Here is a 24,832-nt window from a genome sequence, read left to right as displayed (position 1 = left end):
TTAGTAGAGAACGTTCTTGGCGGCGGGCGTGTCGATGTTTTTCTTGTTCACCATCAACACACCGGTATCGCGGAAGGCGGGCACTTTCTTGCCTGCCACGATTTCCGCCACGGTCTTGACGCCCAGGTTGCCCATCTCGAAGGCGCTTTGCACGGCAATCGCCTCGATGGTGCCGTCTTTCACAAAGCCCTGCAGGTCGGCGTTGCCGTCAAAGCCGATGGCCACCACTTTGCCGGCCTTGCCCGATTGAACCAGTGCGCGGCCCATGCCGATGGCGGTGGGTTCGTTGGCGCCGAATATGCCCTTGAGGTCGGGATTGGCGGCCAGTACGTCGGTGGTCTGGTTCAGTGCGGTGCCCATCTGCGAGTTGGAGTAGAACGGGCCCACGATCTGCAGCTTGGAGTGCTTCTTGATGTAGTCGGTGAAACCTCCCACGCGGCCGATTTCGGAGCCCGAGCCCGCGGTGTAGGACATGATGGCAATCTTGCCGGTGGTGCCGATCTTTTCGATCAGCGTCTTGGCGGACATTTCTCCGGCAGCCTTGTTGTCGGTGGCCAGGAAGGACTGGTAGTAGGCCTTGCCGGCGTCCGATGCGGCGGAGTCAATCAACACCACAGGAATCTTGGCTTCCCAGGCTTTTTTGATGGCGGGGATCAGGGCATCCGGATCCGAAGGGGCCAGCACAATGCCGGCGACCTTGCGGTTCACGGCGTTTTCCACCAGGGCCACCTGCCCGGCCAGGTCGGTGTCGGACGCCGCGCCCTGGAAGGTGGCGGTGTAGCCCTTGAGGTTGCCCACGGCAGCGTTGGAGCCTTTCTTCACGTTTTGCCAGAAGTCCGAGTTGGCGGTCTTCACGATGACGGCAATTTCCTTGTCGGCGGCCAGGGCCATCGACGACGCAGCCACCAGGGCGGCTGCGATCAGTGTGTGGATAAATTTTTTCATTTCTTTCCTCATGGGTATGGTTGTGGAGGTTGTCTCTCGAAGTCCCGGTAAGCCCTGCCGGTAGGGATCACTTGCGATGGCGCATCTGGTCGATCCATACGGCCAGCAGGATGACGACGCCAATCAGAATTTGCTGGGTGAAAGCGGACACGCCGCTCATGTTCAAACCGTTGCGCAGGATGCCGATCACGAACGCGCCGATGACGGTGCCCGACACCGTGCCCACACCGCCCGTGAGCGAGGTGCCGCCTATCACCGCGGCGGCAATGGCATCAAGTTCGTACATCAGGCCCTCACTGGGCTGGGCCGTGACCAGGCGTGACATCAGCACGCAGCCGGTCAGCCCGGCCAGCAGGCCGGAAAGCACATAGGCAAACAGCGTCACGCCCTTCACGTTCACGCCCGAGAGCCGGGCGGCTTCGAGGTTGGAGCCGATGGCGTACAGATGGCGGCCCAGCGTGGCACGGTTCAGCAGGATGGAGACGGCCAGCGCCAACACGATCATGAGCACCACGGGGTAAGGGATGCCGACGAACACCACATCGGGGAAACCGTCGGCACCGATATTGACGATGCGGAACAAGGCGCCGTTGCCCAGTTCCGCAAAGCTGTCGCCCAGGCCGCTGATGGCGCGGGCATCGGTCAGCTGCAAAGCCACGCCGCGTGCCACCAGCATCATTCCCAGGGTGGCAATGAAGGGCGGCAGTTTGAGCACCGTCACGCACAGACCGTTGATCAGCCCGCACAGGGCGCCGACCAGCAGGCCGGCAAACATGCCGATCGGCACGGGCGCGCCCGCCTTGACCAGCATGGCGGCCACGACGCCGGACAGTGCCAGGATGGCACCTACCGAGAGGTCGATACCGCCGGTGATGATCACGCAGGTCGCGGCGATGCCGAGGTAGGCAATAGACGTCACCTGGAGCGCCACGGTCATGCCGTTGCCCACGCTGAAGAAGGCGTTGCTGGTGAACGAGAAAATGGCGATGAGTCCCAGCAGGCTGGCCAGCGCGGCAAATTTCTGAAACAGGTCTTGTTGTTGTTCGGTCATGGTGTGCTTCGGGAAAAGAGTCTTGGAGGGTTCAGTGGGTCGGCTGGTCGGCCGGCAGAGGCGGCACGCTGCGCCCGGAGGCGTAGTGCATGACCGCCTCCTGATCGGTCTCGCGGGTGGGGAGGATGGTGACCAGGCGGCCTTCATGGAAGACCGCGACACGGTCGGTCATCCCCATGATTTCGGGCAGCTCGGAGCTGATCATCACAACGCCGATGCCCTGCCCCGCGAGCTGGTCCAGCAACTGGTAGATCGCGTACTTGGCGCCCACATCGATGCCGCGCGTGGGCTCGTCAAAGAACAGCACGCGTGATTGGCGGAACAGCCATTTGCTGATCACGAGTTTCTGCTGGTTGCCGCCCGAGAGCAGGCGCACGACCTGGCTGCTGCCGGGCGTGCGGATGTCGAGTGCGCCGATGTAGTGGCGTACGGCATCCTGCTCTTTGGCGAACTGGATCATGCCCGCACGGTTGGACACGGCCTCCATGTTGGCCAGCGTGATGTTCTGCGCCACATTCATCTTCAATGCCAGCCCGTCGTGCTTGCGGTCCTCTGACAGGTAGGCCAGCCCCTGGCGCACGGCATCCCGTGGCGAGTGAATGGTAAGACGCTCCCCGGCCAGAAACACCTCGCCGGCATCGATGGGGTCGGCACCAAAAATGGCGCGAGCCACTTCGGTGCGGCCGGCCCCCATGAGCCCCGCAAAGCCCAGGATTTCGCCGCGGCGCAGCTCAAAGTTCACGTCGTGAAACACGCCCTGGCGTGTCAGGCCCTGCACGCGCAACAACACGTCGGTCGTGGGCACGGATGTTCTCTTGGGGAATACATCGTCCAGCGAGCGCCCCACCATCTTGGCCACGATCTCTTCCACGCTGGTGTCGGCCAGGCGTTCGGTGGACACATAGCGTCCGTCGCGCAAGACCGTGACCCGGTCCACGATGAGCGCCAGTTCGTCGAGGCGGTGGGAGATGTAGACAATCCCCACCCCCGTACGCTTGAGCTCGTGGATGATGGCAAACAGCTTCTCGGTCTCCGACTCCGTGAGGGACGAGGTGGGTTCGTCCATGATGAGCACCTCGGCGTTGAGCGACAGCGCCTTGGCAATTTCCACCATCTGCTGCTGGGCTACCGACAGGGTTTTGACCAGGGCGCCCGGTGCAATGTCCAGCCCCAACCGGTCCAGGCATTGCTGCGCCTGCCGGCGCAGCGCCGCCCGGTCAATCAGCCAGCCTTTGCGCGGCTCACGGGCCAGGTAAATGTTTTCGGCCACCGTGAGGTGCGGAGCCAGGTTCAGCTCCTGGTGAATGATGGCGATGCCGACGGCCTCGGAGTCGGCGGTGGATTGGAACCGGCAGGCCTCGCCGCGGTAGTACAGGGCCCCCGCATCGGGCAGGTACTGGCCGCTGATCACCTTCATCAGCGTCGATTTGCCTGCGCCGTTTTCGCCGCACACCGCGTGCACCTCGCCACTTCGCACCTCAAAGCTCACACCATCCAGTGCCAGCACCCCCGGGAAGCGTTTGGTAATCCCTTCCAGGCGCAACAGTACGCCGGCCCCGGCGGGACTCGGCGCGTCGGGACGGACGGGATCGGACACGGATGACAGCAATGCGAACTCCTCTTGGTGGGTCAGGGGGGACCGGGGAGGGATGAATTTGCCGGCCCGCAAATTGGTAAGGCCACCTGACATGAATCGGGGTATTTGGCCTTACCAAGAAGTGCGTGTGTACTGGTGTTTACCCCTTGTCGAGGGTCAAAATCGGGGTGAAAAGACGAAAAAAAAGCCTGCGCAAATTGCACAGGCCTGACCACGGGTGAAGGTTGACGGCGCGGAGGGCCTGTTAACGCTATTTATGCAAATGCGAATGGGGTGAAAACGGTGCCAATCAAGGCGCGCGACGAATCCCAGACCGGGAGTCTGGGTGAGGAGTGCAACGCCGAGTGGCGCCGTTTTCACCCCATTCCCTCCGGGTTGCGATCAAAAAGGCCTTGCGCGGCGTTGCAAAGCCTTGACGGGGTTCACCCCGCCTGCGTTTTGCGCCTTGCTCAAGGCCTTTTTGACTCGCAACGCATCTTGCATAAATAGCGTTAACAGGCCCTGGCTCATGACCATTCGCGGCGGTTTTCGACCCAGCGCTGTTCGGAGGCTTGCAGATGCATGCGCATGGCGTTCTGTGCGGCCAGTACGTCCCGGTTCTCCAGGGCGCGCAGGATGGTTTCATGCTCCTGCAGCGCAGTGGCCCAGCTTTGGCCGGATTCGGAATGCGCGCTCAGGCGCGCGGCAATCGGGCTGTGGCGCTCGTCAAACAGCTCACCCACCAGCCGCTCCAGCACGGAGTTGCCTGTCATGGCGGCAATCGTCTGGTGAAACTGCCGGTCAAAGGCCAGGGGCGAGCGGTTTTGGGCCATGGCCGACAGCATGTTGTCCAGAATCTGGCGCAACGCCAACAGCGCTGCGGGCGTGGCTTTGGCGCAGGCCTGCAGCACGATGGTGCCCTCAATGGCGGCGCGTGCCTGCATCAGTTCGATCGGGCTTTCGCCCATGCTGGCCAGGGACTGCGGCTTGCGCTGGGCCGCGTTGCAGACATACACGCCGGCGCCCATGCGCACTTCCACGCTACCCTCGATTTCCAGCGCAATCAGCGCCTCGCGCACCGAGGGGCGCGAGACGCCCAGTTGCTGGGCCAGATCGCGCTCAGGCGGCAGCCGCGCACCCGCCGTGTAGTTGCCCTTGTCAATGAAAGTGCGGATCTGCTCGGCAATTTGTTGGTAGAGCCGACGGTTGTCGACCTGTTTGAGTTGGTCCAGCATGAATCCTCCGCGTGGAGTGCAGTTTATGCGACGGCGGGTTTTGCGATCGGGTGATGACTCGAAGGGTAAGGCCAATTCAATGCCTTTGCACCCGGCCTTACCAATTTTGGAGCAATTTGGATGATCCGGAGTAGCCCAGGCGAGCCGGCGCCACCAGGGCAAGTGGAGCGCCGGGACGATAATCCAGGCCAGCCTTTCCGATTCCCCTTAGCCATGAAAGCATGACCTCCATGAAGACCTTGACCGCCGCGCTTATTGCCCTGGCCTCTATTACCCTCTCCAGCGCCGCCCTTGCCGCCGCCCCAGCCGAGACCCTGCCCAACGGCGTGAAGATCGTGCACACGGCCGACGGCACCGGCGCGCAGCCCAAGGCGACCGACACCGTCAAGGTGCACTACCGCGGCACGCTGGCCGACGGCAAGGAATTCGACAGCTCCTACAAGCGCGGCGCGCCCGCCACCTTTCCGTTGAACCGCGTCGTGCCCTGCTGGACCGAAGGCGTGCAGAAGATCAAGGTCGGCGGCAAGGCCACACTGACCTGCCCGCCCGCCACGGCCTATGGCGACCGCGGCGCCGGCGGCGTGGTGCCGCCCAATGCCACGCTGACCTTCGACATCGAATTGCTCGCGATCGAGAAGTAAACGCTAGAGAGCCGCTTCCAGCGTCGTGAGGAGGGCTTTGTCAAAGGCCGCCGCGCGCTGGAACTGCAGCCAGTGGCCGGCGCCCTCGACCAGGGCCAGGCCCCTGAAATCCGCGGCTTGCGCCAGGGCAGCACCCAGCGCATCCAGCTTGCCGCGGTACAGCGCATCCTCTTCCCCGTAAATCGCCCACACCGGGCAGCGCAGCCGCGCCAGTGACTGCGCCAGCGCATCGGTGCGCGCCAGGCTGCGGCCCTTCATGCGGTCGCGCAGCACGTTGGCGATGTGCAGGCGCAGGGCCAGTTCGTCGATCGCGTCCTCGCGGTACAGCATCAGGGCTGCGAGGTTGTGCCTGTGTATCGCGTCGCGCTGGCCGGCATCGGTGATATGCCGCCAGGCGCGCAGGCGTATGGCTTTTTCGGGCGCCACACCCAGGCCGGGCGCGCCCACCAGCACCACACGCGCCGCTCGGGCGGGAAAGCGCTCTGCCAGGAACCCGGCCACCATGCCGCCAAAAGAAAATCCCACGAGGTCGCAGGCCGCCTCGCCCGCCAGCAGGGCCAGCCCCTGCTCGACCGGCTCGGGCAGCACGTCGGCATCGGTGCCTTGCCGCGGCGCGGCCGAATCACCGAAACCGGGAAGGTCGGGCACCAGCACCCAGCGGCCCGAGGCGGCCAGCGCGGGGATGTTGCGCAGCCAGTGCATCCAGCTGCCGCTGCCGCCATGCAAGAGCACCAGCGGCGCGAGCCCAGGCCGGCGCGTGGCCTGGCCCCAGGCGTGCCAGACCATGGCGCCGTCGCCGCAGGGGGTTTCAACACGGCTGGCCGTGCGCAGCATCGCCTGTGCCTCGGGAGGCAGCTCAATGTTTGCCGAATCTGTCATGGGGGATAGAACCTATTTACGGTCTAAACGGGGCCGCGTTGGGATGCAATCGGGATGAGTGGGCCGACCAGGAACGCCGCATGGGCTAATGCCCATGCAAGGGCCTGGGTGGCTCAATCGCCCGACCGCCCAGCCGGCCGGCTGGGCGTCGTGCAGCTGCCCCAATGGGGATGCAAACGCGACCGCGTTTGCGTCACCCCAACCCGAAGGGCAAGCCCCTTCTCGGGTGGTCTGCGGCGTTGCGATGCTAACCCATAGCTGTGCTATGGGCGTCGCACCGCGCCTTGCATCCCATCCCGAGAAGGTGCTTGCGCGGCCTCGTTTAGACCGTAAACAGGTTCTTATACCCTGCCCTCCGTGCGGCCATCGTGAAGCTCCTAAACTGACCCGGTACCCATCTTCACTCCCTCTCCCGCTGGGAGAAGGATCAAAAACATGATCCCCTTTTCAGTCCTCGACCTGTCCCCCATCGTCACGGGCGCCACCGCCGCCGACGCCTTTCGCAACACCCTGGCCCTGGCCCGGCATGCCGAACAGCTGGGCTTCAAGCGCTTCTGGCTGGCCGAACACCACAACAACCCCGGCATCGCGAGCGCCGCCACCGCGGTCGTCATCGGCCATGTGGCTGGCGGCACGAACACGATTCGTGTCGGATCCGGCGGCGTGATGCTGCCCAACCATTCGCCGCTGGTGATCGCCGAGCAGTTCGGCACGCTGGCCTCGCTCTACCCCGGCCGCATAGACCTGGGCCTGGGCCGCGCCCCCGGCACCGACCAGCTGACCGCCCGCGCGCTGCGGCGCGACCACCAGAACAATGCCGACACTTTTCCGCAGGATGTGCAGGAACTGCGCTATTACTTTGAAGACATCGAACCCGGCCAGAGAATCCGCGCCGTGCCGGGCGCGGGCCTGAAGGTGCCGCTGTGGATTTTGGGCTCCAGCCTCTTCGGCGCCCAACTGGCCGCCGCGCTGGGCCTGCCCTTTGCCTTTGCCTCGCATTTCGCACCCGACATGCTGATGCAGGCCCTGGAGCTTTATCGCGACCGCTTCGAGCCCTCGGCGCAGCTGGACAAACCTTATGCCATGGTGGCAGCCAACGTGGTGGCCGCCGACACCGACGAAGCGGCACGCTACCAGCTCACCTCGGTCCAGCAGGCCATGACCAACCTGCTGCGCGGCACCCCCGGCCCCATGCCGCCGCCGATCGACGACATTGAAGCGTACTGGTCACCCGCCGAGAAGGCCGGTGCGCAACGCATGCTGCGGTATGCGGTGGCGGGGGCGCCTGCGACTGTTCGGGAAGGATTGCGGTCTTTTATCGCCGATACGCGGGCCGATGAGTTGATGGTGACTACGCATATTTTTGATCCGGCTATTGCGCGTAGGTCGTTGGAGATTACTGCTGGGGTAAGGGATAGTTTGTAGTTGCCTCCGGCGGTGGTGGTCTCTGCTTGGTTCTGCTGGCCGGGGGTAGCCCGGCAGCTACTCACTTTTCTTTTGCTTCGCCAAAAGAAAAGTAAGCAAAAGAAAAGGCGACCCTGGTTGCTGCGTCCCTCCGCTTCGCTACGGGCAACCTGCGGTGCTCGGTTCAGGCGGGGTCTCGCTAAACTCGCCTTCGGCTCAAACAACGCGATCCCTGATCCGCCTGAACCTGCGCTCCTCGGCGCATCCACAAGGGGTGGGGAAAGGAATACCAATACCTGAAGAAACAAGGACTCGCCGTGGCGAGTCCTTGTTGTATTTGTCTTCTTGATATTTTTGTCTTTGGTTCCCGCTCCCGCTTGCCCCGTCCTGGCTGGGCCGAGGAGCGCAGACGTAGGCGGATCAGGGATCGCGTTGTCTGAGCGAAGCGCAGCGTAGCGAGTTTAGCGAGACCCCGCCGTAGTCGAGCACCGCAGGTTGCCCGAAGCGAAGCGTAGGGACCCAGACTGCGGGTCGCCTTTCTTTTGCTTACTTTTCTTTGGCGAAGCAAAGAAAAGTGAGTCGCCGCCGGGCGACCCCGGCCAGCAAAACTTAGAAGAGAGCACAGAGGAAGGGAGCGCTCAGGCCGGAGCAAGACCGGCCTCAATCAACCGATCGTTTAAGCCGAATCTCTTCCAGCTTGGCACTGCCAAACGCCACAGATTTGAGGGATGGCATCTCCCTCTTGAACCCCGCCGCCTGTTCATAAAACCGAAGCGCTCGTTCATTGCGCAACAACACCCACAGCGTGACCTGCGTGCAACCCTCTTCCTTCAGGCCTTCGCGCGCGCCGTCCCAGAGGGCCAGGCCCGCGCCCTTGCCCCAGTGTTCGGGCAGCACGTACAGGGCCCAGATTTCGCCGACGGTGGATTTGGTGCCGGCGTCGCGTGAGCGGTCAAAGCCGACAAAGCCGACCACCTGGTCGCCTTCGGTGGCTACCAGCAGTTGCGGTTCGCTGAACTCGATGGCTTCGCGCCAGTAGGCCTGGCGCTTTTCGACGGTGATCTTGGCGAGGTAGTCCTCGGGCATGAGGTCTTTGTAGGCGACTTGCCAGGTGGCAACATGAATCTCGGCGATGGTTTTGGCATCGCGGGGCGTAGCGGGTCGAACGGAATAGCTGGACATGAAAAATCGGGGGGGTTGTTCTGGAGGTTGGAAAATATCCGGCGGAGCGGAATTGTCGCCCAAATTGCCGCCCAGGCGGCAATACATTCGCACCCAAGCCGCCGAACGGCGGGCTGGCGCCGGGAAGCGACACGGGTGTCGGGTACATTCGGCGCACCATAACCCTTACAAGCGCTCGCACACCATGGCCCAACGTCTCCAGTTTCCCCTGCAAATGTCCTTCAAGCTCATGGCCGTTGCGCCGCAGTTCCTGGTCAAGGACGCGCGCAACCAGCCGGTGGCCTATGTGAAGCAAAAACTCTTCAGGCTCAAGGAAGCCATCTCGGTTTTTGCCAATGAGAAGCAGGACCAGTTGCTGTATGAGATCAAGGCCGACCGGGTTATCGATTTTTCGGCGCTGTACCACTTCACCGATCATCAGGGCGTGGCGCTGGGCGGCATCAAGCGGCGCGGCATGCGCTCCATCTGGCGGGCCGGTTTTGAGGTGCTGGACAACGGCGTCACGCAATTCAGCATCAACGAAAAAAGCGTGATGACGCGTTTTCTCGACGGCCTCTTTAGCGAAATTCCCCTGATTGGGCTGTTGTCAGGCTACATCTTCCATCCTGCCTACCAGGTGACGCGGCCCGACGGCACGCTGGTGGCCGAACTCACCAAGAGGCCGGCCCTGTTTGAGGGACTCTTCACCGCCGAACAGATGGCTCCCGTCAATGAACGCGAAGAACAGCAGTTGTTGTTGTCGTTGATGACCGTGCTCCTGCTGGAGCGCACGCGCGGCTAAGGCAGGCACAGTCGCACAGACGTACGGCCATGGACGACGACACCCAGCCCGGCAACCGCGTCGCCACACCCGCGTTCAGCATTCGGCTGGACGCGGAGGGCGCGCATTTCAGTGCCTCGCCGTCCCTGCCCATCCTGCAATCGGCGGCGTTGGCCGGAGTGGCGATGGACAGCTCCTGCCGCAACGGCACTTGCCGCACCTGCATCCGCAAATTGGCCAGCGGACAGGTGGCCTACCGCATCGAGTGGCCGGGCCTGAGCGCCGAGGAAAAACAGGCGGGCTACATCCTGCCCTGCGTGGCATACCCGCTGTCGGATCTGGTGATCGCAGCGGCGGACTAGGGCACCACCGGCAGGTCCCCGGGCGACGAAGCGCCCTCGCCCAGCGCGCGCTGCATCAGCACCGTGTCCACCCACTGGCCGAATTTGTAGCCGACGCAGCCCAGCGTGCCGACGCGCGTAAAGCCTTGCGCCTCATGCACCCGCAGCGAGCCGGTGTTGGCGCTGTTGCCGACCACCGCCACCATCTGCCGGAAGCCGCGCTGCTCGCACTGGATGATCAAGGCACGCAGCAAGGCGCTGCCGACGCCGGCCTGGCGCATGCCGGGCGCGACATAAATCGAGTCCTCCACCGTATGCCGGTAGGCCGGCCGCGAGCGGTAAGCGCTGCCATAGGCATAACCCGCCAGCACCCCGCCGCGGCGCGCCACCAGGTAGGGATAGCCGCCCTGCAGGATGTCGGCGCGGCGCGCGAGCATCTGGGCCGCACTGGGCGGCTCGAGCTCGAAGGTGGCCAGGTTGGTCGCCACGTAGTGCGCATAGATGGCCTGTATCGCCTCAATGTCGCTCTCGGCGCAAGGGTGGATGGAAAGCACGCCGGCCGCGTCAGGCGCGGGCGGCGCAGGAAGAGCTTGTGAAAGATGCTGCATGCCGCCATGGTTGCGCAAGGCCATGCATAAGTAAATATATGGAAACTTATGGTTTTGATTAGAATTTCTTTGCATGCTCAACCTGGACCACCTGCGCACCTATGCGCTCATCGTCGAAACCGGCAGCTTCTCGGGGGCGGCCGAAAGGCTGGGCCTGTCGCAGCCGGCCGTCAGCCTGCAGATCCGGCAGCTGGAGCAGCGCCTGGGCGTGCGCCTGGTCGAGCGCGTGGCGCGCCGGGCCTCGCCCACGCCGGCGGGCCTGGACCTCCTGGCGCAGATCCGGCACGTGGATGCGGCGGTGGAAGGCGTGATGACGGCCATGGCCTCGCATTCGGCCGACGTCACCGGCCGCGTGACGCTGGGAACCGGCGCCACGGCCTGCCTCTACCTGCTGCCGCACATCCTGCGTTCGCTGCGGGTCCGCTTTCCCAACCTCAGCGTGCTGGTCAGCACCGGCAACACCGCCGACTTCGTCAAGGCCGTTGAAGGCAACAGCATGGACATGGCGCTGGTGACCCTGCCCGTCAAGCGCCGCGCATTGGTCACCACGCCGATGCTGAACGACGAATTTGTGGCGGTCATCCCCAGGCGGGAGGCGGGGCTGCCTGCCCGCATCACGCCGGCTTTCCTGGCCAGGCGCGAACTCGTGCTGTTCGAGCCGGCGGCCAATACCCGCGTGATCATCGACCAGTGGTTCCGGGATGCGGGCCAGGTTCCCAGGCCCATCATGGAGCTGGGCAGCGTCGAGGCCATCAAGGAGATGGTGGCCGCGGGCCTGGGTTGCAGCATCCTGCCGGCCATGGCCGTGACCGGCCCCGGGCAGCACCCCGAGCTCGCCGTCCACCCGCTGTACCCGCGGCTGCAAAGAACGCTGGCGCTGGTCATGCGCAGCGACAAGCCGGTCAACAAGGCCATGCGCCAGGTGATTTCCGCGATCGAGCAGCGGACGGGGAACTGAACGTTCCCTGCCCCATCGACATTCGACACAAAAAACCCGCCCGCCATGTAGCGCGCTGTCAAACAACTGTGCCAGCATTGTCAGGATGGAAATCCTGCCGCCGACCGCCGCCGTGGAAAGCCCCCGCAGCCTTCACAGCCCCTACAGCCTGACGCCGGCGCGCGACGCGGCCGCGAGTTTTGCGGAACTTGAGGAGCTCAAGGCGATTTTGCTGGCGGGCAGCGCGCACTTTGAAGTCGACGTCGTGGCCGAGGCGCACACGGCCGGCCCCTCGTTTCCGCTCTACACCGCCAGCATAGGCTCGCGCGACCCGCAGGCGCCGGCCGTCGGTTTCTTCGGCGGCATCCACGGGCTGGAGCGCATAGGCACGCAGCTGATCCTGCACTACCTGCGAGCGCTGCTGTTTCGCCTGGAGTGGGACGAGCTGCTGCACCGCCAGCTCGAAAAAATCCGGCTGGTCTTCATGCCCATCGTCAATCCCGGCGGTATGTGGGCGCACAAGCGCGCCAACCCGCAGGGCGTGGACCTGATGCGCAACGCGCCGCAGCGCGCCGAGGGCCATGTTCCCTTCCTGGCCGGCGGGCAGAGCATCAGCCCTTCGCTGCCCTGGTACTGCGGCCGGCCGGGCATGCCCATGGAGGCAGAAAGCGCCGCCCTGCTGCGCGTGGTGCACGAGCAGCTCGCCAGCCGCCCCTTCAGCCTGGCGCTGGACTGCCACTCGGGCTACGGCTTTGACGACAGCCTGTGGTTTCCCTATGCCAAGACGCGCCGGCTGATGCCGCACCTGCCCGAGATGTTCGCGCTGCGGACCATGCTGGAGCAATCGCACCCGCACCATGCCTACAGTTTCGAGCCGCAGAGCAACCAGTACCTGCTGCACGGCGACCTCTGGGACCATGCCTACGACCACGCGCCGCCGCGCCACGTGTTCCTGCCGATGACGCTGGAGCTGGGCTCCTGGCTGTGGATTCGCAAGAACCCACGCCAGCTGTTTTCGCGGCACGGCATCTTCAACCCGATGAAGGCGCACCGCACCAAGCGCGTGCTGCGCCGCCATGCGGATCTGCTGGACTTCCTCACGCGCGCCGCCTTCGCCGCGCCGAACTGGCTGCCCTCGGGCGAGCGGCGCGCGCAGCTCACGCAGCTGGCCACGGCGCACTGGCGGCCCAGGCGGGTGCTCTGATGACCTGGGTTTTGCTCCGGGGCCTGACCCGCGAGGCGCGGCATTGGGGCGACTTCGCGGAACGGCTGGCGCGCGCCTTGCCGGGCTCGGCCAGCGCGGCCACCCGGGTGCTGGCGCTGGACCTGCCGGGCAACGGAGTGTTTTGCCGTGAAGACTCGCCGGCCACGGTGCGCGCCATGGCGGACTTCGCGCGCGAGCAGTTGCGCAGCCGCGGCCTTGCGCCGCCCTACCGCCTGGTGGCGATGTCGCTGGGCGGCATGGTGGCCGCCGACTGGGCGCTGCGCCATCCACAGGAAGTGGACGGGCTGGTGCTCATCAACACCAGCATGCGGCCGCTGGGCCGCGCCAGCGAACGCCTGCGCCCCGCCAACTGGCTGCCGCTGGCGCTGGTGGCCGCGCGCTGGCAAGACGCCGACCATGCCGAGCGCGTGATCCACCGCATCACCTGCAACCGCAGCACCTCGCTGGAGCAAGACCTCGCCGCGTGGATCCGTATTCGCCAGGATGCGCCCGTCAGCGCCGCCAATGCCTGGCGCCAGCTCAAGGCCGCGGCGGCCTTCACCATGGCCGCGCCGCCCGCCTGCCCGGTCCTGGTGCTGTCGTCGGCAGCCGACCACCTGGTGCATCCGCGCTGCTCGGCCCGGCTGGCCCAGGCCTGGCAGGCCGCCCACCATGAGCATCCCTGGGCCGGGCACGACCTGCCGCATGACGACGCGGACTGGGTTTGCCGGCGCATAGCCGGCTGGGCCGAGGGCGGCTGACCCGCTTTTTTCGCATCGTGGGCTGTCAAGGGTTTCCTGGGCGCGAAACCGGGTTTTGGCCGGGTGGGGCGGCGCCGCAAGCCGACTCAGGCAAAATCATCCCTTGTCTATACAAGACACGCCTTCCATGAAGAACCCCACCCCACCCGAACCCCTGCCAGCGGCCGATGGCGGCCAAACCGCCGTACCGGTGCGCAACAAGCGCATGTGGGCGCTGGCGCTGGGCACGGCGGCGCTCTGGAACCTGGACCCGGCCTTCGGCGAAATGGCCGAGATGATCGGCATGATTGCCTGCGCCGGCAACAAGACCCTGGCCAAGGACGCCATCGCCCAGATGCGCAGCAAGGCCGACAGCCTGCGCGCGAAGATCCCGCCAATGCCGGCCAGCGCGCTGACCAAGGTCGTGCGGCGCGCCGAAGCCGCTTGCGGCGCGGTGCTCGACAAGGGCGTGCGCGTCAAGGAAGTCGAAGCCAGCTGGGAGCACTTTGTCGCCTGCGTGCGCGCCTTGCCGGACAAGCACAGGTAGGCGCCGCTCAGCGCGCGGCGTAGGGAATTTGCCGGTGCGCCAGCGCACCCAAAGCCTGCATCGCCGCCTCAAAACGTTCGCTCCACGGATGCCCGTAATTGAGCCGCAGGCAGTTGCGGAAATTGCGGCGCGCTGAAAACACCGGCCCCGGCGCCACGCCGATGCCGTGCTCCAGCGCCGCCTGGTGCAAGGCCAGCGCGTCAAAGCCCTCGGCGAATTCCACCCACACAAAATAGCCGCCCGCGGGACGCGACACACGCACGTCCGGCGGGAAATGGCGGGCCAGCGCGGCCAGCAGGCTGGAGAGCTGCGACTCCATCGCATGCCGCAGCTTGCGCAAATGCTTGTCATAGCCGCCGTGCTGCAGGTAGTCGGCGATCGCCAGCTGCGCGGGCAGGCTGGCCGACAGCGTGGTCATGAGCCTGAGCCGCTCGATCTGCTGGCCGAAGCGCCCGGGCGACACCCAGCCCACACGGTAACCAGGCGCCAGCGTCTTGCTGAAAGAGCTGCAGTGCATCACCAGGCCCTTGCGGTCAAAGGCCTTGGCGGGCAGGAAGCCGCGCTGGCCGAAATACAGCTCGGCATACACGTCGTCTTCGATCAGCGGGATGTCGCGGGCCGCCAGCAGCGCGACCAGCGCTTTCTTTTTCTCGAGCGACAGGCTGGCGCCCGTGGGGTTCTGGAAAGACGTCATGAACCAGCAGGCCTTGACCGGATGGCGCTGCAGCGCGTCGGCCAGCGCCGCCAGGTCCAGGCCGTCCTGCGGGTGCACCGGGATTTCCAGCGCCTTCATCTTCAGCCGCTCCAGCGCCTGCAGGCTGGCGTAAAAACCCGGCGACTCGACCGCGACCAGGTCGCCGGGCTGGGCCACGGCCGTCAGGCACAGGTTCAGCGCCTCCAGCGCGCCGTGCGTGACGATGATCTCTTCGGCCGGCTGCGCCATGCCCATGCCGAGGTAGCGCAACGCGATCTGCCGGCGCAGGCCCTCGTCGCCGCGCGGCAGGCTGGCCACGGTGTCCGGCCCCTGGATAAAACGCGAACTGCGGGCCAGCGACTTGCCCAGGCGCTGCAGCGGGAACAGCGCCGGCGCCGGGAAAGCCGAGCCCAGGGGGACGATGGCCGGGTCCTGCGCCGCACCCAGCACGGCGAACACCAGTTCGCTGACGTCCGGCCGCGGCGCCACCCGGGCCGCCTTGCCGGCCTTGCCATCGGCGGCCCCGCGCGCCGGCGCCGCCAGCTGCTGCATGGCCGAGGCCGTCACGTAATAGCCCGAGCGCGGCTGCGCGCGCACCAGGCCTTTTTCTTCCAGCCGGTAATAGGCCTTGAAGGCGGTGGAGGCGCTCAGGCCGTGCTGCGCCGTGATCGTGCGTATCGACGGCAGGCGTGTGCCCGGCGCCAGGCGCCCGCTGCGGATATCGGCGGCCAGCAATTCGACCAGTTGTTCGTAGCGTTTCATGGGCGGGGTCATCTGATATCGCAATTTTCCGCTGTTTTTCATCTGATACGCTTTTTTCGGCGGCAACTGATGCTTACGCCGATGGCCCATGTGCGGCATGATGGCCGCATGGAACAGACCTGTTTTGGACGCCTTTTGCTGCGCCCCCTACGCCTGCTGGCGCTGCCGGCCGCCCTGGCCTGGGCGGCGGCCGGCCCCGCGGCGGCGGCGCCTCCCCCTTTTGAAGACAGCATCGCCCAGCGCGCCATGGCCTGCACCGCCTGCCATGGGCAGCAGGGCCGTGCCGCGCCTGACGGCTATTACCCGCGCCTGGCCGGCAAGCCGGCCGGTTACCTCTACAACCAGCTGCTCAACTTTCGCGACGGGCGCCGCCACTACGGCCTCATGACGCAGCTCATTGCGCCGCTCAGCGACGCCTATCTGATGGAGATCGCCACCTATTTCTCGCAGCTGGAGCTGCCCTACCCGGCCCCCCTGCCCGCCGCCGCCGCGCCCGAGGCGCTGCGCCACGGCCGGCAGCTTGTGCTGGAAGGCGACGCCGCGCGCCAGCTGCCGGCCTGCGTGCAATGCCACGGCCAGGCCATGACCGGCGTGGCACCCGGCATTCCCGGCCTGCTGGGCCTGCCGCGCGACTACCTCAATGCGCAGCTGGGCGCCTGGAAGGCCGGCACGCGCCGTGCGCACGCGCCCGACTGCATGAAGGAAGTGGTGGCCCGCCTCACCCTGGAAGACATCAACGCCGTGGCCAGCTGGGCCGCCGCGCAGCCCTTGCCCGCCAGCACCAAGCCGGCCACCAGCCTGCCGGCATTGCCAGCCGGCGCGACCGCCATCACCTGCGGCAGCGCGCCCGCACCCGCGGTCCCCGTGAAGGCGCAAAAATGAAAAATAACCCCCACGCTCCCTCACTACGTGTGGTCGCTGCCCCCCGAGGGGGCGCTTTTCATCTTGGGGCGGCCCGGCGATGAAAAAACTCTTCAAAACCGTGCTGGCCCTGGCGGTCCTGGCGGTGGGCGCCGGCGCGCTGGTCTGGGCCCTCAATGTGCGCGACGAGATCGACGTGAAGGCGCCCGTGGCCAACGCCGCGCCCAGCGACAGCCTGATCGCGCGCGGCGCCTACCTGGCACGTGCCGGCAACTGCCAGGCCTGCCACACCGCGCCGGGCGGGCAGGCCTATGCGGGCGGGCGCGGCATCGCCACACCCTTCGGCACCGTCTTTACCTCCAACCTCACGCCCGACGACAAGACCGGCCTGGGCACCTGGTCGTCGGCCCATTTCTGGCGCGCCATGCACAACGGCCGCTCCAAGAACGGCCGGCTGCTGTATCCCGCCTTTCCCTACACCAGCTACACCCAGGTCACCCGCGAGGACTCGGACGCGCTGTTCGCCTACCTGGGCAGCCTGCCCCCCGCTGTGGCGCCCAACCTGCCGCACGCGCTGCGCTTTCCCTACCAGTCGCAGGCGGCGCTGGCGGTGTGGCGCGCGCTCTTCTTCAGCCCCGGCGTGTACGAGGCCGACGCCGCGCGAGGCGCCGAGTGGAACCGCGGCGCCTACCTCGTCAAGGGCCTGGGCCACTGCGCGGCCTGCCACACGGCGCGCAACGCGCTGGGCGCCAGCGACCAGGGCCTGGACCTGGCCGGCGGCCTGATCCCCATGCAGAACTGGTATGCGCCCTCGCTGGCCTCGCCCTATGAGGCGGGCGTCAGCGACTGGGACAAACAGCACATCGTGAGCCTGCTGAGGAACGGTGTCTCGCCGCGCGCCTCGGTCACCGGCCCCATGGCCGAAGTCGTGCAGCGCAGCACCCAGTATTTAAGCGACGCCGACCTGGGCGCGATGGCGCAGTTCCTCAAAGAACTCCCCGCCTCGCACACCGCGCCGCCGGAACCTGCCGCCATCAGGACCGCAGGCGAGTCGGTGGAACGCGCCGCCAGGCTTTATGAGCAGCACTGCGCGCAATGCCACGGCGCCAAAGGCGAAGGCATCGCCAACGCCTACCCGGCACTGGCAGGCAACCGCGCCGTGACCATGGGCCAGGCCGTCAACCTGGTGCAGATCGTTCTCAACGGCGGCTACGCGCCGTCCACGGCCGGCAACCCGCGGCCCTTCGGCATGCCGCCTTTCGTGCTGGTGCTCAATGACGCCGACATGGCGTTGGTGCTCACGCACATCCGCCAGTCCTGGGGCAACCGGGCGAGTGAGATTACGCCGCTGGACGTAAACCGGATACGGGCGAGTACAGGGCGGTAGGCGGAGGGCTCGCCCCGCGTTTATTACGCTAGGATTCATCCATGCGCCTCGCCACATGGTTTGTTTGCCTTCTACTGCCCCTGTCCGTCTCCGCAAACGACAAGATAGTCCGCGAGATGGCCAGGCAGACCCATCTGACAGAGGCGGAGATTCGCGAACATCGGGAATCCGGGTGCGCAAGCGGGGTACAGCTATATATGAACATCTGTTCTCTCTATGGGTACTACGTCGCTGACGCCGCGCTCAACGAGCAGTACCGCTCTCTTCATTCCCGGCTCAAAGAGGCAACAGCGCGCGACAGGCTGACAAAGGCCCAACGTGCATGGGTGGCATGGCGCGACGCGAGTTGCGACTTCGAGACAAGCACCTGGGAAGACGGAAGCTTTCGCCCAACAGCGCTTGCACTATGTCGAAAGGGCATGACCGAAAAACGCACAGAGCAAATTGCAGCGAGTCTTCAATGAGTCAGAACCCAGCCCGAATTGAGTGAAGCTGAGCGGAAGCGATAACCGTTCAAAGCAGTAGCGTGGTCAAAAGGCTGCGAGCTATTTGGTCACCATGCGGTCCCGCCGCGACAGCGAGGGAAACATCCTGAACCAGGCAGCCGCCACTAACAAGGTCCCCACCCCGCCGGCCACCACCGAGCCCACCGGCCCCAGCAGCGCCGCCGTGGCGCCGGACTCAAACTCGCCAAGCTGGTTGGAAGCGCCTATGAAGACCGAATTGACGGCGCTGACGCGGCCGCGCATCTCGTTGGGCGTCTCGATCTGCACCAGGGTCTGGCGCACCACCACGCTGACCATGTCGGCCCCGCCCGAAATCGCCAGCACGATGAGCGACAGCACAAAGCTGGTCGACAGGCCGAACACCACCATGCAGACGCCGTAAAGCGCCACCGCCGACAGCATGGTCGGCCCGACGCGGCGCTCCAGCGGCCAGCGCGTGAGCAGCGCGGACATCAACAAGGCGCCCGCCGCCGGCGCGCCGCGCAGCAGGCCCAGGCCCCAGGGCCCGACGTGCAGGATGTCTTTGGCGAACATGGGCAACAGCGCCGTGGCGCCGCCCAGCAGCACGGCAAACAGGTCCAGCGACACGGCGCCCAGCAGGGCTTTGCGCTGCCAGACAAATTCCACGCCGGCCAGCAGCGTGCGCAAGGTCACCGGTTCGCGCGGCGGCGGTGCGTGGTCGTAGCGCAACACCGCAATCAACACGCAGCCGGTGGCAAACAGGAAAGCGCAGGTGGCATAGACCGCCGTGGCGCCGGCCACAAAAATCACGCCGCCCAGGGCCGGCCCGCCGATCACGGCCGCCTGCATGCCGGCCGAGCTGAACGCCATGGCACGCGGCAGCATGGCGGGCGGCACCAGTACCGGGGTGAGCGCCTGCTGCGCCGGCATCTGGAAGGCGCGGGCCACGCCCAGCAACACCGACACCGCAAGCAGCAGTTCGCGCGAGGCCCAGCTGTGGTGGGTGCCCCAGCCCTGCGTGGCCGACACCAGGATCATCGCCACCGCGGCCTGCGTGACCAGGCAGCCCGCGATGATACGGCCGCGGTGCACGCGGTCGGCCACGTGCCCAGCCACCAGCGTGAGCAGCAGCGCCGGCATGAACTGGTAGAGCCCCACCAGGCCCAGGTCCCAGGCGCTGCCAGTCAGCTCGTACATCTGCCAGCCCACCGCCACCATCAGCATCTGGTTGCCCGTGGTGCCGAAAATCCGCGCGAACCACATGCGCATATAGGCGCGCTGGCGGGTCAATTCCTTGAAAGTGTGTGTCGGCATGCGGGCGTGAAGCTTAACAGCGCCATGTCAACGCCGGACCCCCAGGGGTATTGCCACGATGGGCGAATGAGACGATCTGTTCAAGAGCTGCTCACAAAACCCAGCGCAGCGGTCCTGGCTAGGCGCGTTGCCGCAGACAGTGCTACAGCACGGCAAGGCGGCGCAACAACGCCAGGAGGGTTTTTGAGCGGCTCCAGCGCCCCTGCCCGGCAGTTAACATGGCGGCATAACTACAGCAAACCCCAGGAGGTTTTTCTATGCACCGCATCGTCATCGTTGGAGGGGGCGCCGGAGGGCTGGCGCTGGCTACGCAGCTGGGCAAGCGCCTGGGCAAAAAAGGCCTGGCCGAAATCACCCTGGTGGACGCCGCCCGCACCCATGTCTGGAAACCGCTGCTGCACCAGTTGGCCGCCGGCAGCTACGACACGCATGCCGAAGAAATCGAATACCTGGCGCAGGCGCGCTGGAACCACTTCAAGTTCCGTCTGGGCAGCCTGACCGGCGTGGACCGGCAGAACAAAACCGTGCAACTGGCCGCCAGCCACGACGAGGCCGGCCGCGAGATCACGCCGGCCCAGCAGCTGGGCTACGACACCCTGGTGGTCGCCGTGGGCAGCCAGACCAATGATTTCGGCACGCCCGGCGCGGCCGAGCACACCATCAAGCTGGACAGCCCGCAGGCGGCCAAACGCTTTAACGACCGGCTGATCAACGCCTGCATACGCGCGCAGACCGTGCCGCGCGTGGCCGGCAGCGGGCGCCTGACGGTGGCCATCGTGGGTGGCGGCGCCACCGGCGTGGAACTGGCCGCCGAGCTGCACGCCGCGGCGCGCGTGCTGGCCAACTACGGCTTCGACCACATTCACCCCGAAAAAGACCTGCAGATCGTGCTGGTGGAGGCCGCGCCGCGCCTGCTGGCCCAGCTGCCCGAGCGACTCAGCGAATCGGCCATGCGCGAGCTGCGCAAGCTGGCCATCGAGGTGCACACCAATGAGAAAGTGGTCGAGGTGACCGCCGAGGGCCTGAAGATGGCCAGCGGCAAGGTGGTCTCCTCCAGCATCACGGTGTGGGCCGCCGGCGTGAAGGCGGCGGACTTCCTGCGCACCCTGGGCGGCACACCTGAAAGCGGCGAAGTCCTGGAGACCAGCAAGCTCAACCAGCTGCTGGTCAACGGCAACCTGCAGACCACACGCGACGCCAACATTTACGCCTTCGGCGACTGCGCCGCCTGCCAGCAGCCCGACGGCACCTGGGTGCCGCCGCGCGCGCAGGCCGCCTACCAGCAGGCCATGTACCTGGCGCGTTCGCTGTCCGAACTGATCGCCGGCAAGCCGGTCGCGCCCTTTGTGTTCAAGGACCAGGGTTCGCTGGTCTCGCTGTCCGAGTATTCCTCGGTCGGCAGCCTGATGGGCAGCCTCACCAAGGGCAGCTTCTTCATCGAAGGCCAGCTGGCGAAAATGATGTACTGGGGGCTGCACAAGCAGCACCAGCTGGCACTGGGCGGTTTCAAGAAAACCGCGCTGATCACCTTGTCTGAAATGCTGGACCGGACCTATCGCCCGCGCATCAAGTTGCACTGATAATCAAGCATCCCCCTTTATCAATCCACCGGAGAAAACCATGGCAAAAGGACAGCAGAACAACAACAAGATGGTCAAGAAACCCAAAAAGGACACCTCGCCGCCCAAGACGGTGTCGCCCGACGCGGTGCGCCCGACCATCGTGACCCAGGTGCCGCTGCGCGGCAAGCTGAAGAACAAATAAGCCTTGATGGCCGGCACTGGCGACCTGTCCGCGAAGACCCCGGCTGCTCCTGATCAGCAGCCGGGTAATCCGCTGCACGGCGTCACCCTGGAGGCCATCGTCACGGCCCTGGCCGAGCATTACGGCTGGGAGGAGCTCGGCCAGCGCATCAACATCCGCTGCTTCACCAGCGAGCCCAGTGTGGCGTCCAGCCTGAAGTTTTTGCGAAAAACGCCGTGGGCGCGCGAGAAGGTTGAAAGCCTGTATCTCTTCATGCTGCGCGAAGTCAAACGCAGCAGCCCGCCGGTTCACAATTTCCCGCCGCCTAAAGTCAAGCCCCAGCCCTAGAGGGGATTGGCGAACAAGAGCATCATGGCGATACCAACGCCGATCAGGAAGTTGGCATCAATCAGCCCGGCCAGCAAAAACATCTTGACCTGCAGCGGCTCCATCAGTTCGGGCTGGCGCACGGCGCCCTCCAGGAAGCGCCCGCCCATCGCGCCTATGCCCAGGCAGGCGCCTATGGCACCCAGGCCTATGATCAATCCACATGCAATGGCAATGGCACCTGCGTCAGTCATGGTTTCTCTCCTTGGTTAAAAACTTTGTTGATGACTGAATCATGAAGGCCGGCCCGCCGCAGAACAATGACCTTGCAGGTAATGGCGTCGCTACCGGTGGCCTGGTCCTGCTGCATGCCGACGACAGCCTGCTGGTGCTGGACAAACCCGCGGGCCTGCTCGCGGTGCCCGGGCGCGGCGAAGACAAACAGGATTGCCTGAGCGCGCGCGTACAGGCGGTTTACCCCGATGCGCTGGTGGTGCACCGGCTGGACCAGGCCACCTCGGGCCTGATGCTGATGGCGCGCGGTACGGCCATGCAGCGGGCGCTAAGCCAGGCTTTTGAAAACCGCGAAGTCGGCAAGCGCTACGTGGCCGTGGTGGAGGGTCGCCTGCCCTCGCCGGCCGATGCGCAGGCCTGGGGCCTCATCGACCTGCCCATCATCGTGGACTGGCCGCGCCGGCCGCTGCGCATCATCGATGCCGAGCACGGAAAACCCAGCCAGACCCGCTGGCGTGTGCTGGCCTTCGATGCCGCGGCGAACACCACGCGCGTGGAACTCGAACCGGTCACCGGCCGCTCACACCAGCTGCGTGTGCATCTGCAGGCGCTGGGCCACCCCATCCTGGGCGATGCCCTGTATGCCCCCGCCGAAGTGCAGGCCAAAGCAGCGCGCCTGCTGCTGCATGCCGCGGCGCTGCAGTTCACGCATCCGGCCAGCGGCCTGGCCTTGTCGTTTGAAAGCAGTCCCGGCTTTTAGCGCTCGGCGGCGGCGCAAGCAGCCCTGGCGCTACGGCGCTAACATGCAGCCATGAAACACCTCACCCTCCTCACAGGCGCCTCGCGCGGCATGGGCTTGTCCATGGCACGCCAGTTGCTCAGCGCCGGCCACACGGTGCTATGCATCTCCCGCACTTCGGTGCCCGACCTCGACGCGCACGCCAGGCATGTGGGCGCCACGCTGCTGCAATGGGAGCATGACCTGGCCGACAGCGGCGCCCTCAACGGCAAGCTGGAAAGCTGGCTCAAAGATTCGCAGGCGGAAGGCCCCTGGGCCAGCGCCACGCTGATCAACAATGCGGGCGTGATCCCGCAGATCGCCCCGCTGAGTGATATCGGTGCCGGCGACCTGGCGCGGGCGCTGCGCGTCGGGCTGGAAGCCCCCATGGAGATCACGGCCGCATTCCTTCGCGCCACCGGGGACTGGAAGGCGCCGCGCAAGGTCCTCAATATTTCATCGGGCCTGGGCCGCAAGGCCATGGCCTCGCAGGCCGCCTACTGCGCGGCCAAGGCCGGCATGGACCATTTCACGCGCTGCCTGGCGCTGGAAGAAGCCCTGAAACCCCAGGGCGCCAAGGTCTGCTCACTCGCACCGGGCGTGATAGACACCGGCATGCAGGAACAGCTGCGCGCGGCGCCGGCCGAGGCCTTCCCCGACCGGGCTTCGTTTGTGGGCCTAAAAACCGGCGGCTCGCTGACCTCGCCCGACGATGCGGCGGCGCGCATCATCGCGTTTCTGGCCCGCCCCGACTTCGGCGCGAACCCCGTCGCCGATGTCCGCGATTAACTAACTACGCGCACGATTGAAGAGTTCTGGCGACCAAGCGGGGGCCGCGGGTCCGGCTTTGCCGGCCCCAGGCGCCGCCCCCTGCAAGGGGGGGGGACGGGCTACACGCAGTGAGCCCGGGCGGGGGTGTTCAATAGATTTCGGGCACCACGATGTCCTGCGGGACAGGGTTGCGCACATAGTCTTCGTGGCGCACACGCTCCGGCAGCACGATGGCCGGATGTTCGGTTTCCTGGTAGGGCATCTGCTGCAGCAGGTGGTGTATGCAGTTCAGGCGCGCTTTTTTCTTGTCGACGGCCTGCACCACCCACCACGGAGCTTCGGGAATATGGGTGCGCTCCAGCATGATTTCCTTGGCCTTGGTGTATTCCTCCCAGCGCCGGCGCGATTCGAGGTCCATGGGGCTGAGCTTCCACTGCTTGAGCGGGTCGTGGATGCGGCCCAGGAAACGCAGGTGCTGCTCTTCGTCGGAGATGGAGAACCAGTACTTGATCAGCTGTATGCCCGAGCGGCCCAGCATTTTTTCAAATTCGGGCACGGTGCGGAAAAATTCCTCGTACTGCTCGTCGGTGCAAAAGCCCATGACGCGCTCCACGCCGGCGCGGTTGTACCAGCTGCGGTCGAAGAGCACGATCTCGCCGGCCGCCGGCAGGTGCGACACGTAGCGCTGGAAGTACCACTGCGTGCGTTCGCGGTCGTTGGGAGCCGGTAGCGCCGCCACGCGGCAGACGCGCGGGTTGAGCCGCTGGGTGATGCGTTTGATGACGCCGCCCTTGCCGGCGGCATCGCGGCCTTCAAACAGGATGACGACCTTGTGGCCGGTGGCGACCACCCAGTCCTGCAGTTTCACCAGCTCGGCCTGCAGGCGGAACAGCTCGCGGAAATACTGGCGGCGGTATTCCTTGTCCTTGAGCACTTCCTGCGGGCTGAGCGCATCGTCCTCGCCTGTCAGTTCGGCTACGGTGCGGTCTTCGATTTCCATCTCCAGCTCTTCGTCGAAGCTGTCGATCAGGTCATTGCGGATACGCCGCATCAGTTCTTCGTCACTTGAATCCAAGGGTTTCTCCCAAAAACCGAAAGCCGGTCGCACCCCAGCGTACCGGACCTCCATGGCAGTTTGATGAAAAAGCCCCGCAGGCTTTGCCGCGGCAAGCCCGGCGGATCGCGTCAGGATTTTTTGAGTATTTCGTAGATCTCGTCCTTGACCTTGAGCCGCCTTTTCTTGAGGTCTTCCAGCCCCTCGTCGGTGATGGCGCCCACGCCCTGCTCGTAGCGCGTGATGGCGTGGTTGTCGCTGTCGTACTGGGTGAAGAGGCTGGCAAAGTGCGGGTCGGACACCTTGAGGCTGCGCATTTTCTGCAGGTATTCCGGAAACTCGTGTGCCAGGTCGTGATTCAGCAAGTCCATGGGGAAGCTCCTTGTATGG

At 65.6% G+C, this 24,832-nt stretch carries 28 protein-coding genes; 16 read left to right on the top strand and 12 right to left on the bottom strand.

Annotated elements, in window-relative coordinates; all coding sequences use genetic code 11:
* The 4 genes from ACSQ27_RS01840 to ACSQ27_RS01825 all read right to left on the bottom strand — a co-directional run bounded on the left by ACSQ27_RS01840 (window position 1) and on the right by ACSQ27_RS01825 (window position 4,807).
* Complete coding sequence (locus ACSQ27_RS01840) at window positions 1–945, bottom strand: ABC transporter substrate-binding protein (RefSeq protein ID WP_436153777.1); 945 nt, start codon at window positions 943–945, stop codon at window positions 1–3.
* Window positions 946–1,012: 67 nt separating this feature from the next.
* Window positions 1,013–1,996 (bottom strand): ABC transporter permease, encoded by a 984-nt coding sequence (locus ACSQ27_RS01835; protein ID WP_436153776.1) that lies wholly within the window; start codon window positions 1,994–1,996, stop codon window positions 1,013–1,015.
* Window positions 1,997–2,027: 31 nt separating this feature from the next.
* Complete coding sequence (locus tag ACSQ27_RS01830; protein ID WP_436155384.1) at window positions 2,028–3,602, bottom strand: sugar ABC transporter ATP-binding protein; 1,575 nt, start codon at window positions 3,600–3,602, stop codon at window positions 2,028–2,030.
* A gap of 497 nt (window positions 3,603–4,099) precedes the next feature.
* Window positions 4,100–4,807 (bottom strand): FadR/GntR family transcriptional regulator, encoded by a 708-nt coding sequence (locus tag ACSQ27_RS01825; RefSeq protein ID WP_436153775.1) that lies wholly within the window; start codon window positions 4,805–4,807, stop codon window positions 4,100–4,102.
* A gap of 230 nt (window positions 4,808–5,037) precedes the next feature.
* Here ACSQ27_RS01825 and ACSQ27_RS01820 point away from each other — a divergent pair, with 230 nt between their 5' ends.
* Window positions 5,038–5,448 carry an FKBP-type peptidyl-prolyl cis-trans isomerase gene (locus ACSQ27_RS01820; RefSeq protein ID WP_436153774.1) on the top strand — a complete coding sequence of 137 codons (411 nt, stop codon included), beginning with the start codon at window positions 5,038–5,040 and terminating at the stop codon, window positions 5,446–5,448.
* A 3-nt stretch (window positions 5,449–5,451) separates the two neighbouring features.
* On the opposite strand, the gene ACSQ27_RS01815 is transcribed toward ACSQ27_RS01820, so the two are convergent.
* Window positions 5,452–6,327, bottom strand: a complete 876-nt coding sequence (locus ACSQ27_RS01815; protein ID WP_436153773.1) for an alpha/beta fold hydrolase — start codon at window positions 6,325–6,327, stop codon at window positions 5,452–5,454.
* Between the two features lie 435 nt (window positions 6,328–6,762).
* On the opposite strand from ACSQ27_RS01815, the gene ACSQ27_RS01810 reads away from it, so the two are divergent.
* Window positions 6,763–7,752 carry an LLM class flavin-dependent oxidoreductase gene (locus ACSQ27_RS01810; protein ID WP_436153772.1) on the top strand — a complete coding sequence of 330 codons (990 nt, stop codon included), beginning with the start codon at window positions 6,763–6,765 and terminating at the stop codon, window positions 7,750–7,752.
* Window positions 7,753–8,391: 639 nt separating this feature from the next.
* On the opposite strand, the gene ACSQ27_RS01805 is transcribed toward ACSQ27_RS01810, so the two are convergent.
* On the bottom strand, window positions 8,392–8,913 hold the full coding sequence (locus tag ACSQ27_RS01805; RefSeq protein ID WP_436153771.1) for an N-acetyltransferase family protein: 522 nt from the start codon (window positions 8,911–8,913) through the stop codon (window positions 8,392–8,394).
* A gap of 184 nt (window positions 8,914–9,097) precedes the next feature.
* On the opposite strand from ACSQ27_RS01805, the gene ACSQ27_RS01800 reads away from it, so the two are divergent.
* Together ACSQ27_RS01800 and ACSQ27_RS01795 are read left to right on the top strand one after the other, a co-directional pair.
* A complete protein-coding gene (locus ACSQ27_RS01800) occupies window positions 9,098–9,694 on the top strand; it encodes a hypothetical protein (protein ID WP_436153770.1) in 597 nt (198 codons plus the stop codon).
* Window positions 9,695–9,723: 29 nt separating this feature from the next.
* On the top strand, window positions 9,724–10,035 hold the full coding sequence (locus ACSQ27_RS01795; protein ID WP_436153769.1) for a 2Fe-2S iron-sulfur cluster-binding protein: 312 nt from the start codon (window positions 9,724–9,726) through the stop codon (window positions 10,033–10,035).
* Here ACSQ27_RS01795 and ACSQ27_RS01790 read toward each other — a convergent pair.
* The gene (locus ACSQ27_RS01790) at window positions 10,032–10,646 is read right to left on the bottom strand and encodes an N-acetyltransferase family protein (protein WP_436153768.1); all 615 of its coding nucleotides are present in this window, start codon (window positions 10,644–10,646) and stop codon (window positions 10,032–10,034) included. The two genes, ACSQ27_RS01795 and ACSQ27_RS01790, sit on opposite strands and share 4 nt — an antisense overlap.
* A gap of 49 nt (window positions 10,647–10,695) precedes the next feature.
* Between ACSQ27_RS01790 and ACSQ27_RS01785 the strand changes: the two genes are divergently transcribed.
* The 4 genes from ACSQ27_RS01785 (at window position 10,696) to ACSQ27_RS01770 (ending at window position 14,050) form a co-directional block, all read left to right on the top strand.
* On the top strand, window positions 10,696–11,580 hold the full coding sequence (locus ACSQ27_RS01785) for a LysR family transcriptional regulator (protein ID WP_436153767.1): 885 nt from the start codon (window positions 10,696–10,698) through the stop codon (window positions 11,578–11,580).
* An 85-nt stretch (window positions 11,581–11,665) separates the two neighbouring features.
* Window positions 11,666–12,763 carry a M14 family zinc carboxypeptidase gene (locus ACSQ27_RS01780; RefSeq protein WP_436153766.1) on the top strand — a complete coding sequence of 366 codons (1,098 nt, stop codon included), beginning with the start codon at window positions 11,666–11,668 and terminating at the stop codon, window positions 12,761–12,763.
* On the top strand, window positions 12,763–13,524 hold the full coding sequence (locus ACSQ27_RS01775) for an alpha/beta fold hydrolase (protein ID WP_436153765.1): 762 nt from the start codon (window positions 12,763–12,765) through the stop codon (window positions 13,522–13,524). The genes ACSQ27_RS01780 and ACSQ27_RS01775 overlap by 1 nt, the downstream gene beginning before the upstream one ends.
* 127 nt (window positions 13,525–13,651) lie before the next feature.
* On the top strand, window positions 13,652–14,050 hold the full coding sequence (locus ACSQ27_RS01770; RefSeq protein ID WP_436153764.1) for a hypothetical protein: 399 nt from the start codon (window positions 13,652–13,654) through the stop codon (window positions 14,048–14,050).
* A gap of 7 nt (window positions 14,051–14,057) precedes the next feature.
* Here ACSQ27_RS01770 and ACSQ27_RS01765 read toward each other — a convergent pair whose 3' ends face one another.
* Window positions 14,058–15,506 carry a PLP-dependent aminotransferase family protein gene (locus ACSQ27_RS01765; RefSeq protein ID WP_436153763.1) on the bottom strand — a complete coding sequence of 483 codons (1,449 nt, stop codon included), beginning with the start codon at window positions 15,504–15,506 and terminating at the stop codon, window positions 14,058–14,060.
* 108 nt (window positions 15,507–15,614) lie between these two features.
* Here ACSQ27_RS01765 and ACSQ27_RS01760 point away from each other — a divergent pair, with 108 nt between their 5' ends.
* From ACSQ27_RS01760 to ACSQ27_RS01750, 3 genes are all read left to right on the top strand, one after another.
* Window positions 15,615–16,388: a c-type cytochrome gene (locus ACSQ27_RS01760; protein ID WP_436153762.1), complete on the top strand. Its 774-nt coding sequence runs from the start codon at window positions 15,615–15,617 to the stop codon at window positions 16,386–16,388.
* Between the two features lie 79 nt (window positions 16,389–16,467).
* Window positions 16,468–17,754, top strand: coding sequence for a c-type cytochrome (locus ACSQ27_RS01755; protein WP_436153761.1), 1,287 nt, complete (start codon window positions 16,468–16,470; stop codon window positions 17,752–17,754).
* A 41-nt stretch (window positions 17,755–17,795) separates the two neighbouring features.
* A complete protein-coding gene (locus ACSQ27_RS01750) occupies window positions 17,796–18,218 on the top strand; it encodes a lysozyme inhibitor LprI family protein (RefSeq protein WP_436153760.1) in 423 nt (140 codons plus the stop codon).
* Between the two features lie 81 nt (window positions 18,219–18,299).
* Here ACSQ27_RS01750 and ACSQ27_RS01745 read toward each other — a convergent pair whose 3' ends face one another.
* A complete protein-coding gene (locus tag ACSQ27_RS01745) occupies window positions 18,300–19,535 on the bottom strand; it encodes an MFS transporter (protein WP_436153759.1) in 1,236 nt (411 codons plus the stop codon).
* A gap of 257 nt (window positions 19,536–19,792) precedes the next feature.
* On the opposite strand from ACSQ27_RS01745, the gene ACSQ27_RS01740 reads away from it, so the two are divergent.
* From ACSQ27_RS01740 to ACSQ27_RS01730, 3 genes are read left to right on the top strand one after another with little or no spacing between them, the layout of a single operon-like run.
* The gene (locus ACSQ27_RS01740; RefSeq protein ID WP_436153758.1) at window positions 19,793–21,115 is read left to right on the top strand and encodes an NAD(P)/FAD-dependent oxidoreductase; all 1,323 of its coding nucleotides are present in this window, start codon (window positions 19,793–19,795) and stop codon (window positions 21,113–21,115) included.
* A gap of 40 nt (window positions 21,116–21,155) precedes the next feature.
* Window positions 21,156–21,299: a hypothetical protein gene (locus ACSQ27_RS01735; RefSeq protein ID WP_164483755.1), complete on the top strand. Its 144-nt coding sequence runs from the start codon at window positions 21,156–21,158 to the stop codon at window positions 21,297–21,299.
* 6 nt (window positions 21,300–21,305) lie between these two features.
* The gene (locus ACSQ27_RS01730) at window positions 21,306–21,626 is read left to right on the top strand and encodes a VF530 family DNA-binding protein (protein WP_436155383.1); all 321 of its coding nucleotides are present in this window, start codon (window positions 21,306–21,308) and stop codon (window positions 21,624–21,626) included.
* Here ACSQ27_RS01730 and atpE read toward each other — a convergent pair.
* Window positions 21,623–21,859, bottom strand: coding sequence for a F0F1 ATP synthase subunit C (atpE, locus tag ACSQ27_RS01725; RefSeq protein WP_436153757.1), 237 nt, complete (start codon window positions 21,857–21,859; stop codon window positions 21,623–21,625). The two genes, ACSQ27_RS01730 and atpE, sit on opposite strands and share 4 nt — an antisense overlap.
* Window positions 21,860–21,900: 41 nt before the next feature.
* Between atpE and ACSQ27_RS01720 the strand changes: the two genes are divergently transcribed.
* Window positions 21,901–22,599 carry a pseudouridine synthase gene (locus ACSQ27_RS01720; RefSeq protein WP_436153756.1) on the top strand — a complete coding sequence of 233 codons (699 nt, stop codon included), beginning with the start codon at window positions 21,901–21,903 and terminating at the stop codon, window positions 22,597–22,599.
* Window positions 22,600–22,650: 51 nt separating this feature from the next.
* A complete protein-coding gene (locus tag ACSQ27_RS01715) occupies window positions 22,651–23,406 on the top strand; it encodes an SDR family NAD(P)-dependent oxidoreductase (protein WP_436153755.1) in 756 nt (251 codons plus the stop codon).
* A gap of 130 nt (window positions 23,407–23,536) precedes the next feature.
* On the opposite strand, the gene ppk2 is transcribed toward ACSQ27_RS01715, so the two are convergent.
* Together ppk2 and ACSQ27_RS01705 are read right to left on the bottom strand one after the other, a co-directional pair.
* Complete coding sequence (gene ppk2 / locus ACSQ27_RS01710; protein WP_436155382.1) at window positions 23,537–24,439, bottom strand: polyphosphate kinase 2; 903 nt, start codon at window positions 24,437–24,439, stop codon at window positions 23,537–23,539.
* A gap of 134 nt (window positions 24,440–24,573) precedes the next feature.
* Window positions 24,574–24,813 (bottom strand): YdcH family protein, encoded by a 240-nt coding sequence (locus ACSQ27_RS01705; protein WP_436153754.1) that lies wholly within the window; start codon window positions 24,811–24,813, stop codon window positions 24,574–24,576.
* Window positions 24,814–24,832 lie beyond the last annotated feature (19 nt).

The sequence above is a fragment of the Polaromonas sp. LjRoot131 genome, assembly GCF_964252805.1.
Taxonomy (GTDB): domain Bacteria; phylum Pseudomonadota; class Gammaproteobacteria; order Burkholderiales; family Burkholderiaceae_C; genus Polaromonas.
This window is presented reverse-complemented; position numbering and strand designations above follow the sequence as displayed.